Here is a 17,571-nt window from a genome sequence, read left to right on the forward strand (position 1 = left end):
TATGTCAAACGCCGCATACGATTTGCTCACCGCTGGAGCGAGAAACGATCCCTATCCTGTCCTGGGTCGGCTGCGGAACGATCGGCCGGTGACCTTCAGCGAACAACTGCAGGCCTGGGTCGTCACCAGCTATGCGGACGTCCGCTGCGGGCTGGCCGACCCGGTGATCTCCGCCGACCGAATCAGCCCGCGCCTGGCCCAGTTTCCCGAAGGCGAACGAGACCGGTTCGTTCCGCTGTATGAGGTGTTGAGCCGATGGCCATTGATGCTCGATCACGGGGAGCACGCTCGATTGCGGATGCCGATCACGCGAACGATGACACCGGCGACCGTGGCGGGCTTCCGTCAACTGATCCGTGATACGGCCCGGTCGATGCTGTGCGAGGGGGTCGAACGCGGCGGCATGGACATAATAGCGGAGCTGGCCTTGCCGCTGCCGCTGTACGTGACATCGCGGATCCTCGGCGTCCCCGATGACGCGGTGGGATTGCTGAAGCGCTGCGCTGTGGACATCGTCGACTTCTTCGGTGCGGATCCACAGGCCTATCTGTCCCGCGCAGAGGCCGCGATGGAAGCCGTCCTACGGACAAGCGACCTGCTACGTCCGATGGTGCACGCCCGGCGCGAGAAGCCGCGGCAAGATCTGCTGAGCACCCTGGCGGGCGATCCGGCGCTGAGCGATGACGATATCGTCGCGGTCTGCCTGATGATGGTCTTTGCCGGATTCGAGACCACGAGCAATCTGATCGGCAACGGGATCCTGCTGCTGCTCCGGCACCCGGAACAGCTCGCCGCGGTGCGCCGGGATCGCGAGCTGATCCGCGGCGCCGTGAAGGAAGCGCTCCGTTACGAAAGTCCCGTACAACGAATCTCGCGCCTGACAGCCGCCGAGATCACCCTGCGCGGCATACGGATCGAAAAGGGTAGCCTCGTGTACTTCCATGCGGGCGCGGCCAATCGCGACCCCGCGGTCTTCCCGAACCCGGATCGGTTCGACATCTGGCGCGGTAGCGACCGACACCTCGCGTTCGGCTACTCGGTGCACACCTGCCCCGGCTCGACGCTGGCACAGGCCGAAGCAGAGATCGTGCTCGACGAGTTGTGTCGCGTCGCACCCACCGTCCGGCTCACCGGTGAGCCGATTCGATGGCGGACGAACCTGTCTGTTCGCTCGCTCGAATCGCTGCCGGTGACCTTCGTTTGATCCGCGGCGACCCGGCCGCGGACCACCGGTGGGCGACCGTCACAGGCCCAATTGCCGGGCCATTGCGGGGTCACAGCGTTCTCCGGCAACGGCAGTCACCGGAACCGCGGCCGAGAGGTCACCGAGTTCGGATTCGGACAGGTCGAGATCGGCCGCGAACACGTTCTCCTCCAGAAACTTTCGGCGCTTGGTACCGGGGATCGCTACTACATCCACACCACGGTGATGTACCCAGGCCAACGCCAGCTGTGCCGCTGTCACACCGTGGTGGTGCGCGAGCGCCTGCAGCCGGGCCACAATGGGCAGGTTGCGTTCCAGGTTCCCATCGGCGAACCGCGGCTGTGTGACCCTGCGGAAGTCCCGTGGTTCGAAATCCGCTGCTGCGGTGAATCTTCCGGTCAAAAAGCCCCGACCGAGAGGAGAGGCCGCCACCAGGGTCACGCCGAGTTCCCGGCACGTTCTCAGAACGCCGTCCTGTTCCAGGTCGCGGGTCCATAGCGACCATTCGCATTGGACGGCCGCGAGCGGATGTACGGCGTGCGCCCGCCGGATCGTCGCGACACCGGCTTCGGAAAGCCCCAGCTCCCGAACCTTGCCCGCGGCGACCAGGTCGGCCATCGCCGCGACGGTTTCCTCGATCGGAACCGCCGGATCGACGCGATGCTGGTAGTACAGATCGATATGGTCCACGCCGAGACGTCGCAGCGAATCCTCGCACGCGCGTCGCACATAACGGGCATCGCCACACACGGTCCTGGTGTATCCGTCCGCGGCACGGACCAGGCCGAACTTGGTGGCGATCACCGCCTCGTCACGACGCTTGGCGAGCACGCGCCCGATCAGCTTCTCGTTCCCGCCCCGGCCGTAGATATCGGCTGTGTCGAAGAGGGTGACACCCAGGTCCAGAGCCCGATGGATGGTGGCGGCCGACTCGGCATCATCTGTCGGCCCGTAGAATTCGCTCATCCCGGCACACCCGAGACCCTGGGCTCCCACGGTCAGACCGCCGACTCGGCGTGTTTGCACCGAAGACCTCCTCCGCGTCTCGCCCACATTGTCATCGCAACACCACTTTGCCGCGCATCAGGAAATCCGCCAGATATCCGTCCGGTGGAATACCCGCCTCCATAGCGCATGTCGGGTGGCTGCCGATATGTACATTGCCGATCGACGGCTCGGCGACCAGTCGGTCGATCAGTTCTTCGTCGTCGGTCACCACCGTCAGCACGAGCGTGTCCCGCAGCGGTCCCGCCCCGTCGCTCCGAGACCACGGGGCGACCCATACGCAGGGGAAGGGCAGTTCGACACCTATTTCCGCAGCCCCTGCCCGGTCCACTTGCAGCACCGCCGGCCGCAGCACAGCGCTGCCGTCGCCCAGCTCGTCCACGACTCCGTCGCTACCCAGCCATATCCGAGCGCCCTGCGCATGACGCAGCAGGTACTGCTCGATCACCTGTGCGCTCGCCAGTGAGCGCACGGGAAGTACTGCCCGGTCGTCCTGCGGCGGCAGGCTCGGCAACTCGGCCAGCCGCGCGGCCAGGGCCTCGGCGAACGGCCCCGGATCCCCGTCGACCAACACGGTTGTCGCATTCACGCAGGCGGTGCCACCGTCATGGGCCACCGAGTGCACGACCATGTCCAGATGATCACGCCAGTCGTCGCCGGCGAGCAGGACCTTCGACCTCCCGGCGCCGTGCGTGGCAACAGTACGGTCGGTCGCGTACCGACCGGCCAGATCCGCTCCGTACACCACCGCCAGGTCCGCGCCGTGGATCAGCGCATCCACGCCCTCCGAGTCGGTCGGCAGCAAGTTCACCTGATCCGCCCCGAAGCCGGCTGTGCGCAGCGCGGCAACCAGTCGGTGCGGGGTGAACGGTTCCTGCCAGGAGGGGCGCACCGCGACGCGGTATCCGAGCGCCACCGCCTCCAGCCACTGTGATTGCACGGCGGGGTGATTAGCCGCCGCGCTGACGGCGAGCACGTCACCGCGCCGAACGCAGGTGACGCGGCGGATTCCGAGTTCGGAACCGGTGCGAGCGCCATTGTCCGCCAACGCTCGCGGACAGGCATCCGTCACCGCACGTTCGACATGTTCCGCGCAGCTCTGTATCCAATGCGTCGCGCGGCGCACCGCGGCGATCGGCACACCGCTGACCCGGCAGGTCAGCCACTGATAGTCGGCAGGCGACAACCCGCACAGCGTACTTGTCGCGAAGAGGTGCCCCGCCCGCGCCAGCATGGCGATGCACTCCTCCGCCGGCGGCACCGACGCTTGTCGCAGAGCGGACAGTGCGCGACTCACGAACACCTGCGGCGCCAGGCTCAGCTCGGCAACCGAACTCCCGGTGACGTCGTCGACGCGTCGACGGGTTACGGCACGGAACGCGCCGCGCGGGCCGAGCACGTCGAGCTGCACAGGGTCCGGCATCAATACACGCCTTCGATGACCGTTGTGCCGGCGAAGGCAGTCATCGATGTGATGTCCGCGACCGAGTCACCGAGCCGCCCCGACGGCGGCTCGACCCGGACGGCGAGATCGCGCTCGGAATTGTTGGGCAGCAACATTGCTCGGCTGACGTGGTGCACGATCACCTGACCGCGCTCGCCGTACGCGACGGGTAGCCGGGTCTCCGGATCGACGACCTCGAGGGTGATGTGCGGAGAGAAGGTGTCGTAGACGCACCGACCGTCATCGGACAGACCGGGGCGCTCGATCGTCGTGCCCAGCATCGTGACGTTGCCGTAGTAGCCGTACAGCTCGATACCCGGGAACACCTCGGTGCGCAGGAACCGGCGGGTATCCGGATCCATTCGCGCACCCCCCCACACGATCAGCCGGACCTTGGCGTTGATCAGCTCGACCAGCTCGTCGTCCCGGCACAGCCGCTCCAGCAAGGGCGGAGTGCACACCAGCACTCCGACGTCCTGGCTGCGCAGGATGTGCGCGCTCTGCGCTACGAGATGGTCGACGTAGCGGTCGGTGACGGTGGACTCGCCCGCACCGATCATCCTCTTCACCCAGCGAGGATCCATATTGATACAGAAGCGGACACCTCCCCGGCGCCGGACCAGCTCGGCGGTCCAGTCGCCGAACAGTTGCGGCCCGCTCGGAACCAGAGTCAGCCAGTTGACGCCGTACGGGTGACCGCGGGCGTCCATGTCCCGCATCGCCCAGTCGACCACACGGTCCATCCAGTCGGCCAGGAAGACCAGGCGTTTGGGACTGCCCGTCGTACCGCCGCTTTCGTAGACACCGAACACCGGTGCGTTGCGGCCGTACCCGCGCGGAATCAGGTCCTGGACCGGCACCGTGCGTAGTTCGTCGACAACGTTGGGAAACCGCCGGAGATCGGCGAAGGACCGGATATCGTGTACCGGATCGAAATCGAGCGTCGCGGCGCGGTCGAGCCAGAAGTCCGAACCGGTGTCCGAGGAGAAATGCCAGCGCATGGCCGCAGCCAGAAAATCCTCGGTGTCGGGCGTTTCGCCGATGGGCGGTTCCAGAACTGAGTCCGGGAAGCCTCGCATACGGTTTCCTTTCGATCCCAAGTGTTTTCGCCTCGGTGCGGGATACGATGATGCCTCGACGCTCGATGCGAGCGCTTTCCGGCGAATGCCGACCCACCGGTAATGTACAGGCCCACAAAGGAAGTGTGCTGTGAACTCTAGCGAAGAGTCAATCGTTGCTCCGGACCGTGGGCATCTGGGAGACAGTGGGTTCGGTGTCGCCGACGATGAGCGGTACCTCGCCGAACTCGTTCGCGAAGCAGCCGCCCGAGCGCACGGAAACCTCTCGGCCGACGCCATCGCGATCGACCGGGCGTTCTGGGACTCGGGTCTCGGATCGATCGCCGGCGTACAGCTGGCCAACCTCCTGTCCGACGCGCTCGACGTGCCCATCGAAGCGAGCGTCGTCTTCGAGTACCCGACCCCGCGGGCACTCGCCGAATACCTCCGGAGCATCCTGGCCCCCGCCACGCGTTCCACGCGACCGACCGCGGCCGCGCCGGATCGCGTCATGTCCGACGAGCCGCTCGCCATCATCGGAATGAGTTGCCGCCTGCCCGGCGGGGTGGCATCCGCCGACGATTTGTGGCGCCTGGTCGCCGAAGAGCGTTCGGCCTTGTCCCCGTTTCCCGGAAACCGAGGCTGGGACCTGGACAGCCTCTTCGACCCGGACCCGGATCGCCCGGGCACCTCCTACGTGCGCCACGGCGGGTTCCTTGCCGATGCCGACCGGTTCGACGCGGCGTTCTTCGGCATCTCGCCCCGCGAGGCACTGGCGATGGACCCACAGCAGCGCCTGGTGCTGGAAACGACATGGGAAGCGATCGAACACGCCCGGATCGATCCGACCGGTCTGCGTGCGACGCAGACCGGCGTATACCTCGGTATGACCACCCACGGGTACGAGAGTCTGTCGCATGAGCCCGGCCAGGACGGCGCGTACCTGGGCGCCGCCGACTCGTTCGCGGTCACCTCGGGGCGTGTGGCGTATGCCCTCGGATTCGAGGGACCCGCGTTGACGGTGGACACCGCCTGCTCGTCGTCCCTGGTGGCACTGCACCTGGCGGGTCAGGCGCTGCGCGCGGGTGACTGTTCGTTGGCCGTGGCGGGCGGCGTGTCGGTGATCTGCACTCCGAAGCCCTTCGTACAGTTCAGCAAACAACGTGGCCTGGCGCCCGACGCCCGGTGCAAGGCGTTCGCCGCAACGGCCGACGGGACCGCCTGGGGCGAAGGGGTAGCGGTACTGCTGGTGGAACGACTGGCAGATGCCCGCAGGAACGGCCATCGGGTGCTCGCGGTTATCCGCGGATCGGCGATCAACCAGGACGGTCGCAGCAATGGCCTGACCGCACCGCACGGCCCCGCGCAGCGCCGGGTGATTCGGCAGGCACTGGCCGACGCCGGCCTGGGGCCGCACGATGTCGACATGGTCGAGGCCCACGGCACCGGTACCCCACTGGGCGACCCGATCGAAGCGCGGGCGCTGATGGCGACCTACGGTCATGCGCGGCCGCCCGAGCGGCCGCTGTGGCTGGGCTCGGTGAAATCGAACCTCACCCACACCCTGGCCGCTGCCGGGATCGCCGGTGTCATCAAGGCCGTGCAGGCCATGCGCCACAGCGTGCTGCCCAGCACACTGCACATCGACCGACCGGCGGAGTTGGACTGGTCGGCCGGTGGGGTATCGCTGCTGACCGAGTCACGGCCGTGGCCACGCATCGAACGCCCCCGCCGCGCCGGGGTGTCCTCGTTCGGAATCAGTGGGACGAATGCACATGTGATCCTGGAAGAGGAATCCACGCCCGACGGCCCGGTCCGCGCCGAACCGAGTCCGGCGCCCGAGCCCGGAACCGTGCCTTGGGTGGTATCCGGCCGCGGCGGTCCCGCACTGCGCGCACAGGCAGCCCGACTTGCCGACCACCTACGCTCCCATCCGGATCTCCCGGTGGTCGATATCGCGTATGCACTGGCCACTACCCGCACCGCGTTCTCGCACCGCGCCGTCGTGCTCGCAGACGACCGGGACGGTTACCTCGATGGCCTCGAAGCGATCGCGGCAGGTAACGAGCAGCCGGGTGTGGTTCAGGGAACGGCGACACCGTACCCCGAGATCGCGTTCATGTTCGCCGGCCAAGGGGCCCAGCGTGTGGGCATGGGCCGCGAACTGTACGACCACTCCCCCGTATTCGCGGACGCGCTGGACACGGCCTGCGCCCATCTGGACCCGCTGCTGGACCGGCCGCTGTTGGAGGTCATCTTCGCCGAACCGGGGTCCGCGGACGCCGAACTCCTCGATCGGACCGAGTTCACCCAACCGGCGCTGTTCGCATGTGAACTGGCACTCGTGCGCCTCCTGGAGGTGGCCGGAGTACGACCGGGCGTGCTGTTCGGCCACTCGGTCGGCGAACTCGTCGCCGCACATGTCGCGGGCGTGTTGTCGTTGACGGATGCGTGCACCCTGGTCGCCGCGCGAGGCCGGCTGATGCAGGAAATGCCCCCCGGCGGAGCGATGCTGGCGGTTGCGGCCGGTGAACGCGAAGCCGCCGAGGCACTGGCCGGGCACCACCTCGACCTGGCCATCGCGGCGGTCAACGGGCCACAGTCCGTCGTACTCTCGGGCGATGCCACAGCCATAGCCGACCAGGCCGCCTATTGGGAGTCGTCGGGGCGCCGAACCCGGCTCCTGCGGGTCGGCCATGCCTTCCACTCACCGCACATGGACGGCATGCTCGAACGGTTTCGACAGGTGGCCGAGAGTGTCACATTCACCGCACCACAGATCCCGATCATCTCGGGTGTCACCGGCGCTCCCCTCACGGCGGCACAGGCCTGCTCCCCTGAGTACTGGGTCCGGCAGGCCCGGGACACGGTACGCTGCCACGACGCACTGCTCCGGATGGACACCGACGGCGTCACCGGGTACCTGGAGATCGGCCCGGACGGAGTGCTCACCGCACTGGCCCGCGATTGTCTGCCCGACGCCCGGCAACTCGGCCCGGTCCTGCGTCCCGGTCGGCCCGAGGCCCGCACCGCGGCGACAACTCTGGCCAGAGCCCACGTCCACGGCGTGCCCCTGCACTGGGACACTCTCTTCGCCGCACTTCGACCGAAAAAGGTCGACCTGCCGACTTATGCTTTCCAACGGCAACGCTACTGGCCCGCAAGCGGGGCCATCACCCGGGCCGGTGGCGATGACCACCCGTGGCTTTCCGCACCCGTCGAGCTCGCCGGCACCGCAGGGCATGTCTTCGACGGCCGGCTTTCCCGCCGCAGCGCCTCATGGCTCGACGACCACACCATCCGCGGCAATCCGGTACTCCCGGGAACAGCTCTGATGGAGTTGGCGTTGTATGCCGGTGGCCACCTCGGCTGCGATCGGCTCGACGAGCTGATTCTGCAGGAACCGCTGCTGCTGCCCGACGACACCGATATTCGGCTCCAGGTCGAGGTCGGTGCGCCGGGTCACGACGGTGGCCGGCCGTTGACCATCTACGCCCGGCCGGAAACAGGGGTGGATGCCGGCGAGCCCGAACCGTGGACTCGGCATGCGACCGGAGTCCTGCGTTCCGACGCCGAGCCACCGGCCGGCGATGTGCAGTGGCTCCCGCCCGACGCGACCCCACTACCCGTGGACGACCTGTATCGGCAGCTCGCCGTGCGGGGAATGGTCTACGGCCCCGCGTTCCGTGGTCTGCGAGCCGCTTGGCGCTCGGGTGCCGACGTATACGTGGAAGCAAGTCTGCCCGAGGGGGTGTCCGTCGGTGGGTTCGGCGTCCATCCCGCTCTCCTCGACACACTTATGCATGCCACCCTCGACACACTTATGCACGCCACGCAATTCGCGGCACCGACGGGATTGTGGCTGCCGTTCTCGTGGAGTGGCGTCACCCGGTGCGCCCTGCGGCCCGGCACGCTTCGGGCCCGGATCCGGGTCGATGGCCCCGATGCGAGCGATTCGATGAGGTTGTCGCTCAACGTGACCGACGAGACCGGCCGGCCGGTCATCGACGTCGCCTCGCTCGTGTTGCGGCCCGTGCGGGTGTCCGAGGCCGCGTTGTTCCCGCCTCCGGGGGTCGGCGCCGGTGTGCAGCACCGACTCTTGGCCGCGCAGTCCACGGCGGAGGCCCTGTTCCGGCTCGACTGGGTCCCTGCCCCGGAACCGGACGCATCACTGCATTCCGCGAAACGCAGTATCGCGGTGCTGGGCATCGACCGGATCGGCGTGACCGCCGCTCTCGCAACGAGCGGGCACTCGGTCCTGACCGTGCCCGACTGGAACACACTCGCCCTCGCAGTGGGCGCAGGCGCACCGGCACCAGAGGTGGTGCTGGTCCCCTGCGCCGGCCCGGACGAGCACGACGCAAGCGTGATCCAGGCGGGACACGCCGAGACCGCCCGCGTCCTGGATCTGCTTCGCTCCTGGCTCGCCCATGAGAGTTTCGCCGACTCGCGCCTGGCGGTGGTAACCCGCGAAGCGGTAGTGGTCACCGCGGGCGATCACATCGCGGATCTCGCCCGCGCACCGATCTGGGGGCTGGTCCGTGTCGCACAGACCGAGAACCCCGACCGGATCCTGTTGCTGGACGTGGACCAGGGCGCCGGCCTGCCGGCGGCGCTGAGTGCGGCGCTCGCGTCCGGACAGACGCAGTCGGCGGCGCGGTCCGGCACCCTATACGTGCCGCGGCTGGCGCGCGCGAACACCGAGACCGCGGAACTCGAGCCACCCACCGACAGCTCATCGTGGCACCTGCACCTCGAGGAGCCGGGCGACCTCGACCGGCTGACTCTCGTATCCCGCCCTCTCGCACCGCTGCCGCCGGGGCACGTGCGAATCGCCGTGCGCGCAGCGGGCATCAACTTCCGCGATGCGCTGGTCGCCTTGGACATCTATCCAGGCGTATCGAGCATGGGGCGGGAGGCTGCCGGAGTGGTGACCGAGGTGGGCCCGGACGTCACCGCCTTCGCCGTCGGCGACCGGGTGATGGGCGTGTTCGACGACGCCTTCGCGACCGAGACCGAGGCCGATCACCGCTGCCTGGTCCACATCCCGACCGGTTGGTCGTTCGCACAGGCGGCCGGATTCCCCATCGCGTTCCTCACCGCATATCACGCCCTCGTCGATCTGGCACATCTCATACCGGGCGAGTCGATCCTGATCCATTCGGCCGCAGGAGGTGTCGGCATGGCGGCCGTGCGGTTGGCCCGTCATCTCGGAGCCGAAGCGTTCGCCACCGCGAGCCCCGGCAAATGGGAGGCCCTGCGCCGCCAGGGCCTCGACGATCGGCATATCGCGTCCTCGCGCACGCTCGACTTCGAAGAACTCATCCGGCAGGCAACGGACGAACGCGGAGTCGACGTGGTGCTCAACGCCTTGTCCAGGGAGTTCACCGATGCCTCGCTGCGCCTGCTGCCACGTGGCGGACGATTCCTGGAAATGGGCAAGACCGACCTCCGTGACCCCGACACCGTCACCGGCGAGCATCCCGGTGTCACCTACCGGCCGTTCGACCTCGCCGATCTCGAGCTCGACCGAGTCGCCGACCTGTTCCGGGCGCTGCAAACACTGATCGATGACGGGGCCATCGGCCCGCTGCCGGTCCGCGCCTGGGACATCCGGCAGGCCGGAGACGCACTCCGCTACGTCAGCAACGCGCGACACACCGGCAAAGTCGTACTCACCGTGCCGGTCCGGCCGGACCCGGAACGCCCTGTGCTCATCACCGGGGGCACCGGCACTCTCGGCGCCCAGATCGCACGACACCTGGTAACCCGACACGGTGCGCGGCGTCTGGTGCTGGCCGGCCGCAATGCACCGACAGCCGAGTCGGCCTCGGAACTCACGACCGAACTGGCCGCGCGGGGAGCCGATGTTCGCATCGTGTCCTGCGACGTCTCGGTGCGTGACGAGGTAGCCGCACTGCTGGCCTCGATTCCCTCCTTGGGATCTGTCGTGCACGCGGCAGGCGTCGTGGCCGACGGTACCCTCGAATCTCTCGACACCGACCGACTGGACAGCGTCCTGCGTCCGAAACTGGACGCCGCTGTTCACCTGCACGAACTGACCCGCGATCTGGATCTGGCCGAGTTCGTGCTGTTCTCCTCGGCCGCAGGCGTCTTCGGCAATGCCGGCCAGGCGAATTACGCCGCGGCCAACACATTCCTGGACGCCCTGGCCTACCACCGCCGGGTCGCGGGGCTGCCCGCCTGCGCGGTCGCGTGGGGCCTGTGGGCTGCACCGTCGCCGATCAGCCGCGGACTGGACCCGATCGGCCACCGACGCGTCACCCGTGGCGGAATGATCCCGCTGTCCACCTCCGATGGTGTCGAGATATTCGACGCGGCCCGCCGCAGCACCAGAGCGATGACGATCGCGACACGGTGGGACCTGCCGGCCCTGCGCGCTTCCCGAGCCGAACAGCCGCCGATACTCCGCGACCTCGTTCCCGGACGCGAAAGCAGGACCGGCGCCACCGCCGAACCGGCCCGACGCGGCAAAGGCTCGTGGACCGACAAGCTCGTCGGAGCCACCGAACCGGAGCGGGACCGTCTCGTACTCGAACTGGTTCTCACGCAGGCAGCCGACGTCCTCGGCTACCCCGCCGGTCACTCGATCGCCGCGGACGAGACTTTCCGAGACCTCGGATTCGACTCACTCACCACCGTGGAGCTCCGTAACCGGCTGAATCGGCTGACCGGCCTGCATCTGCGTACCGACGCACTCTTCGACAATCCCGATCCCACCGCCCTCGCACGCCGAGTGAGCAAGGAACTCCTGCGAAGCCCGGCTGCCGATCCCCCGCAGTCGGCCGGCCGGTGACCGGCCGACTGTGAGCAGCCGACGACGAACACATTTCCAGACTCCGCCATCAATTGCCGAAGGGAGTTCAACAGCATGTCGAGCTGGTTGAACGACAAGCTATGTAGCGTCCTCCAAAAAGATCTCGCCCTCGATGTGGAGAACATCGGTCCCGATGATCGCTTGATCGAAGATCTCGGAATGGATTCGGTGGCATTCGCGATCGCGCTGGTCGCCATCGAGGACCATACGGGACTGCAGCTATCCGGACAGCAACTGATGGAGTGCCGCACGGTAGGCGAAGTCGACGCTTTGTTTCGGGTCGCGCTTGCGGACGGTCCGGGCATGTCGGCGGATGCATAACAATCTCCGCCCGGACCAGAGAGGAGTGCGATTGTCATGCCCGTCGAAATCGAATTGAGCAGCCTCGACAGCCACCACCTACGCCTGGATGTTCCCGCGCATCCGATGAATTGGGTTCTTGTGCTCGAATTGTCCCCCGATGGCGATCCCATCCGGATCGACGATGTGCGGGCTCGAATCGCACAGCGGGTCGACGAGAGCGATCTGTACCGGTTGGTGCTGCCGATACGTCCACGACGCAAACCCCGTTTCACCCTCGCAGCCTCGATAGATCCGACCGAGCATGCGAAAGAGCATCATGTCGCGGACCGGTTCGGGATGCTCCGGCAGGTAGAAGAACTCATGGGCAGTCGGATGCGGCGCGATACTCCGCCGTGGGACTTCACTCTGGTCCACCAGCAGGACACCAAAGCTCAGGCCTTGCTGTTGCGCGTGCATCACGCGCTGTCGGACGGGTTCGGCGCGCCCGGCTTCGTCGCAATGCTCATCGATACCGTCTCCGGAAGCACCGCCGAATACCGGCGCTTTGTCGGCACGCCGCGATTCAAGGTCGATCCGGTCGGTCCGGTCGCGGCCCTGGCGGCCGGGACACGGAGTTCTCGACTGCTCAGGCGTAAAGGCCGGCGCCGGGGACACGTGCGCCCGGTGGGGGACCGGGCGGTGCGTCGGGTAGCCGAGGTCACGGTCTCCACCGAGACGGTGCGGCAGAACCGACTGAGGCTGGGCGCCTCGACACAAGAGTATGTGTATGCGGTGGCCGGGCTCGCCTTCGCGCGGGCCTTTCCGGAACACGCCGATCGTCCGCTACGCATAATGTTTCCGGTATCGCTGGACCATACGCTGGCGCACACGGGGAATGCCGCGTCGCTGGCGATCCTCGAACTATCCGACGCGGCGGACTCGTTGCCGAAGCGAGTCCATGACGTCCAGGCTGCGCTGCGCAGATCGGATCCGTTGCGCCAAGCCATGGACGCCCCCAAGACCTCACACGGATTGAGCCATCTGCCATGGCCCGCCCAGGTGTTGATGACCCAACTGATGGCAGCCGACAGCTGGGATCTGGCCGTAGGCGTCAATCCTGCTTTCAGTCCGGATGACCGGCTGCTGGGCCGGGAGGTGACGAATGTCGTCGGCTTCCACCCGATGCTGGGCCGTGAGCTCGCGGTGACCGCCCTGATACTGCGCGATCGGGTCACGATCGGAATGATGGCGGACCCCGCCGCGTTGCCCGATGTCGGTCTGTTCGCCAAGCATCTGCGCGAACTCATGACGGGACAGGTGTGACGTGGGTGCGGCGCTGACCAGAGATCCCCATCTCGATCTGGTCGAGACGATCGATCGGGCCATGCAATCGGGTCGAGGGCCACTGATGGTGCTGGACCCCGAATCACAGCAATGGCAGCAGAGATCCTGGGCGGAGGTACGAGACGTGGGTCTCAGGATCGCCACCCGAGTGCTCGACGCCGGTTCCGGTCCGCGACAACCGGTCGGCATCGTGGGCGAAACGACCGCGGAGGTTGTTGCCGCGGTCTTCGGTTGCTGGGCAGCGGGCAGACCGATATCGATCATGCCGATGCCGGTGCGGGGCAGTGATCCACGGCCATGGTCGGAATCGACGATGCGGCGGTTGCGCGCACTCGACTGCGGTATGGTTCTCGCCCACGGCCCGGTGCTCGAATTACTCCGCGATTCCGCAGGTCATGTGCCGGTGCACGATCTCGCTCAGGTCGCCGACCGGCGGTTGGCCTCCGAGGCACCCCTGGTTCGGGTCCCGTCGGACAGGCCGGCGGTGTTACAGGGTACGGCCGGCTCCACGGGCACTCCCAGGACGGCGGTCCTGTCGCATAACGCCGTGCTCAACCACTTCTGGGGCCTATGTGACCGGGCCCGCGGCGGCAGCGATGATGTGTTGTGTTCCTGGCTTCCGCTGTATCACGACATGGGGCTGATGCTCGCTGTCTGTGGCATGGCCACGGGCCTCGCGATGTGGCTCGCACCGACCAGCGCGTTCGCCAGGATGCCCTTCGAGTGGTTGAGCTGGCTCAGTGCGAGTTCGGCGACCGTGACCGCCGCTCCGAACTTCGCGTACAACCTGATCGGGAAATACGCCCGACGAGTGGACAACGTCGAACTCGGAGCACTGCGCTACATGATCAACGGTGGTGAGCCGGTCGACTGCGACGGCATGGCGCGCTTCGCCGACCGGCTGCAGCGATTCGGGCTGGCACCAGGTGCACTGGCACCCTCCTACGGGTTGGCCGAAGCAACGTGCGCGGTGACGGCACCGGACCCAGGGCTCGGCATCCGCATCGATGAAGCTGCGATGGCCGAGAACGGCGCCACCGCAACGATCCGCCGACATGCACTGCTCGGGAGGCCGCTCACCGGCATGGAGGTACGCATTGTCGCTCCGCCGATGAAAGTGCCCGTGGTCGCCGGTCGCGATATCGGCCTGGTGGAGATACGTGGCCATTCGATGTTCAGTGGGTATGCGGATGATGTTGCTACGGTCGGCACCGCAGACTGGACCCCGACCGGGGATATCGGCTACTTGTCGGGCGAGGAACTGGTGGTGTGCGGGCGGTCCAAGGAAGTTATCACCGTCGCGGGGCAAAATGTCTTTCCCCACGACGTCGAGCGGGTCGCCGCGCTGATTCCGGGCGTTCGACCCGGTGGCGTGGTGGCGACAATGGCCGCACAGCGCACCGAGGTACGTACCGAACGCCTGCTGGTGGTTGCCGAGTTCAGCGGAAAGCGGGCCCCCGGCACCGAAGATCGGATCATAGCCGCGGTAATGGCCGAATGCGGTGTTGTGCCCGGGAAAGTTGTGCTGGTGAAACCAGGCGAACTACCTCGTACGACTTCCGGGAAATTGCGAAGGCTGGAGGTGGCGACATGGTTCTCGTGATGTCGCCACGAAATACATTGGATTGCGCTGGACAAGCACAGGAGGCCTCGGCGTGCCGAATAACGCGGTGACGAACGATACCTCGGTCGAGAATTTCTGCGCCGCAGTCGAGACCATGCTCGATGACAGATTTCGCGAGACGGTGGCGGAAGCGGAGCGGCGGGGCGTTTTTCCACGAGAAGTCCTTGTCCGACTCGGTGCTGCCGGGGTCTTCACCGATAAATGGGCGGGAGGATATCGGTTCCAACTCGCCAAACTCGTCGGGCTGCACACTGCACTTGGCGCGGCATGCTCGGGCGGCGTCGGTGTGGGGGTGAGTCTGCACGATTCAGCGCTCGCCATACTTCACCGATTTGCCGGTTCGGATCATCTCCGCTCGCTCTGCGCCGACGCGACGGCAGGCACTGCGGTGCTCTGCATCGGCGCGTCGGAGGAGACGGGCGGCTCGGACCTGCAAGCTGTACGGACAACCGCTGTCCGCGACGGTAGCGGGTATGTGCTGACCGGGGCGAAAGCGTTCGTATCGCTGTCCAACGTAGCCGACTTCGCGTTGGTGCTCGCGCAATGCGTAGAGAATGGAGACGACCATCGGCCGGGGAACCTCGGTTTGTTCGCGCTGCCCCTGACATCGGCGTCGGTGGGTAAACCATACGACAAGTTGGGGGCGAACTCGTTGGACACGGCCCCGATCGAGTTCGACACATGGTTGCCCGATGAGGCACTGTTGGGTCGTCCCGGCACCGGACTGGCCGCGATAACCTGGGGACTGACGCATGAGCGCCTGTCGATCGCGGCTCAGGTCTCGGGCGCATGCAGCCGAGTTCTCGGCCTCACTGTTGCGCGGATGATGCGACGTGAGCAGTTCGGCAAACCCTTGTTCGGCCACCAGGCATTGCGCCTGCGGGTGGCCGAGTTGCAGGCCAAGGTCGACATGCTGCGACTCGCCTTGCAGGGGATGGCGGCAGCGGAGCAGATCGACGTACGGACGGCTGCGGGCTTGAAAGTCACCGCTGCGCGGCTGGGTCAAGAAGTTGTCGGGGAATGCCTCCACATCTTCGGTGGCGCCGGATATCTGACGGCGGAGACTCCGCTCGCCAGATGGTGGCAGGACATGCGGTTGTCCCGGATCGGCAGCGGCACCGACGAAGTGCTGTGGGAACTCGTCGCCGCGGGGATGAAGCCGGACTTCAACGAATACGATGCGCTGTTCGGGTGACCTCACCCCGGGAAGGAGTAGTCACCCATGGCTTTCTCGCAGCCGCATAATCCTGTCCTGCCTTCTCGTTCGTGCGGTTCCTACGGCATGGATGGGGTTCAAGCCGCCTCGTGGCAGGTGAGCACGGCTGCAAGATACCGGAATCATGATGGTGACCGTCTTCCTCGAAAAGGAAGCGGCCCCGAACTCGTGACGGTTCGCACTACCTCCACCGGTACGACGACGCCCCGCAGGAGGGGAGTATCAACGAGCCACTGGTGGCCGAGGGTAGCGCCGCGCCGAACCCGTCGCTCACCCGAGGCGCCCTACAGGCGGCAGCACCGTATGTCGGCGCGCTTGCGCAAGCGGACACCACGGCTCGGGACAAGTGTATCGGCGCGATCGGCCGATGCCGGGATCGGCTCGGCCAGGGAACGCGGGAGAGACGCGAGCAATGCGGACCGGGCGGTCGTCCAGGGACCGTCGCCGACCCCCGATCGCACCGATGCCCCGGACCGAACCAGCGGGGTCACATCAGGTGGCCGATTCGGCGGGATTCACCGGATCGGCCGGATGGTACACACCGACCAATCATGACCTCGATGGGTAACCAAGGCGGCTACACCGAGAATACGGCCACCGATATCGCACTCGCGAAGACCCTACTATCGGGACGGTGACGGCCCGGCGTTTCGTGTCCCGGCGGCGCGGGGTCCGGACACGAACGCTTCGAGAAATCCGAGAGGACACCCCGAACCGGGTCGCTCAGACCCGTCCGCCCGGCTTGGCTATACCCCGGATGGACAGGCCACTGTCGGCGGCCACCATGGCACCGGTCATGGTCGCGGCTTCGGTCCGCGACGCCAGCAGGGTGAAAACCCCGTTGTAGGCGTCCACTCCAGGGACCTCCTGCAACGGCAGGGCCTGCCTGGTGCCGTTCAGCACCGAATCCGAGGGTGCCTGACCCAGTGATGTGGTTCCACGCAATCGGGTGGGTGCCACACCGGGAGCCACTCCATTGACCCGCACATCCGGTGCCAACTCGTAGGCCAGCTGCTTGACCAGGCCGTGTACCGCATGCTTCGACGAGGTGTAGAGCACCCCACCACCGGCGGCATTGGCACCGGCGTAGGAACCGGTGATGATCACACACCCCCGCGAGTGGATCAGCGCCTCCAGGCTCGCCCGCACACCCAGCAGAGGAGCCAGCACATTCACCCCGAACAGCTCGCGGAATGCCGAGGCGAGCCGGTCGCCGGGAATTTCCTCGAGCGGGCAGGCGGCGTCGGTGATTCCGGCATTACCGACGAACACATCTACCCGGCCCCAGGCCGCGAGCGCGGACTCGACCGCCGCCACATTGCCTTCCCAGGTGGCCACATCGGCCACCAAGGGGCGCACGGCACCACCCAACTCGTCACTCAGCTCGAGGACCCGTTCGGAGATGTCGACCGCGACCACGCGGGCTCCTTCGGCCACATAGCGGTGCACGACGGCGCGGCCGATCCCCGCACCCGCACCGGTGAAAACGACGACCTGCCCATCCAAAGCACCCACAGTGGGACCCCTCTCGTGTTCTGCGGCGATCGGCGGCACCA

Annotated in this window: 10 protein-coding genes; 6 read left to right on the plus strand and 4 right to left on the minus strand. The window is 66.9% G+C overall.

The window, feature by feature from the left end:
* Nucleotide 1 precedes the first annotated feature (1 nt).
* Nucleotides 2-1,204 (plus strand): cytochrome P450, encoded by a 1,203-nt coding sequence (locus ON20_RS14080; RefSeq protein ID WP_040835939.1) that lies wholly within the window; start codon nt 2-4, stop codon nt 1,202-1,204.
* A gap of 39 nt (nt 1,205-1,243) precedes the next feature.
* Here ON20_RS14080 and ON20_RS14085 read toward each other — a convergent pair whose 3' ends face one another.
* From ON20_RS14085 to ON20_RS14095, 3 genes are read right to left on the minus strand one after another with little or no spacing between them, the layout of a single operon-like run.
* The gene (locus ON20_RS14085) at nt 1,244-2,230 is read right to left on the minus strand and encodes an aldo/keto reductase (protein ID WP_040835941.1); all 987 of its coding nucleotides are present in this window, start codon (nt 2,228-2,230) and stop codon (nt 1,244-1,246) included.
* Between the two features lie 31 nt (nt 2,231-2,261).
* Nucleotides 2,262-3,632 (minus strand): aldehyde dehydrogenase family protein, encoded by a 1,371-nt coding sequence (locus ON20_RS14090; protein ID WP_040835943.1) that lies wholly within the window; start codon nt 3,630-3,632, stop codon nt 2,262-2,264.
* Nucleotides 3,632-4,732, minus strand: a complete 1,101-nt coding sequence (locus ON20_RS14095) for an AMP-binding protein (RefSeq protein WP_040835945.1) — start codon at nt 4,730-4,732, stop codon at nt 3,632-3,634. The genes ON20_RS14090 and ON20_RS14095 overlap by 1 nt, the downstream gene beginning before the upstream one ends.
* A gap of 130 nt (nt 4,733-4,862) precedes the next feature.
* Between ON20_RS14095 and ON20_RS14100 the strand changes: the two genes are divergently transcribed.
* From ON20_RS14100 to ON20_RS14120, 5 genes are read left to right on the plus strand one after another with little or no spacing between them, the layout of a single operon-like run.
* Nucleotides 4,863-11,528, plus strand: a complete 6,666-nt coding sequence (locus ON20_RS14100) for a type I polyketide synthase (protein WP_051162446.1) — start codon at nt 4,863-4,865, stop codon at nt 11,526-11,528.
* A gap of 48 nt (nt 11,529-11,576) precedes the next feature.
* Nucleotides 11,577-11,870, plus strand: a complete 294-nt coding sequence (locus ON20_RS14105) for an acyl carrier protein (RefSeq protein ID WP_281032872.1) — start codon at nt 11,577-11,579, stop codon at nt 11,868-11,870.
* 36 nt (nt 11,871-11,906) lie between these two features.
* Nucleotides 11,907-13,154 (plus strand): wax ester/triacylglycerol synthase domain-containing protein, encoded by a 1,248-nt coding sequence (locus tag ON20_RS14110; protein WP_040835950.1) that lies wholly within the window; start codon nt 11,907-11,909, stop codon nt 13,152-13,154.
* Nucleotide 13,155: 1 nt separating this feature from the next.
* Nucleotides 13,156-14,778 carry a long-chain-fatty acid--ACP ligase MbtM gene (gene mbtM / locus ON20_RS14115; RefSeq protein ID WP_281032871.1) on the plus strand — a complete coding sequence of 541 codons (1,623 nt, stop codon included), beginning with the start codon at nt 13,156-13,158 and terminating at the stop codon, nt 14,776-14,778.
* Nucleotides 14,779-14,830: 52 nt separating this feature from the next.
* Nucleotides 14,831-15,994 (plus strand): acyl-CoA dehydrogenase family protein, encoded by a 1,164-nt coding sequence (locus ON20_RS14120; protein WP_438803408.1) that lies wholly within the window; start codon nt 14,831-14,833, stop codon nt 15,992-15,994.
* Between the two features lie 744 nt (nt 15,995-16,738).
* Here the strand turns inward: ON20_RS14120 and ON20_RS14130 are convergent.
* A complete protein-coding gene (locus ON20_RS14130) occupies nt 16,739-17,530 on the minus strand; it encodes an SDR family NAD(P)-dependent oxidoreductase (RefSeq protein WP_040835955.1) in 792 nt (263 codons plus the stop codon).
* Between the last annotated feature and the right edge of the window lie 41 nt (nt 17,531-17,571).

It is taken from the genome of Nocardia brevicatena NBRC 12119 (genome assembly GCF_000308495.1).
GTDB classification, from domain to species: Bacteria; Actinomycetota; Actinomycetes; order Mycobacteriales; family Mycobacteriaceae; genus Nocardia; species Nocardia brevicatena.

Coding starts and splice junctions, on each gene's coding strand:
- ON20_RS14080 (WP_040835939.1), top strand. CDS start 2: ATGTCAAACGCCGCATACGATTTGCTCACCGCTGGAGCGAGAAACGAT.
- ON20_RS14090 (WP_040835943.1), bottom strand. CDS start 3,632: ATGCCGGACCCTGTGCAGCTCGACGTGCTCGGCCCGCGCGGCGCGTTC.
- ON20_RS14095 (WP_040835945.1), bottom strand. CDS start 4,732: ATGCGAGGCTTCCCGGACTCAGTTCTGGAACCGCCCATCGGCGAAACG.
- ON20_RS14110 (WP_040835950.1), top strand. CDS start 11,907: ATGCCCGTCGAAATCGAATTGAGCAGCCTCGACAGCCACCACCTACGC.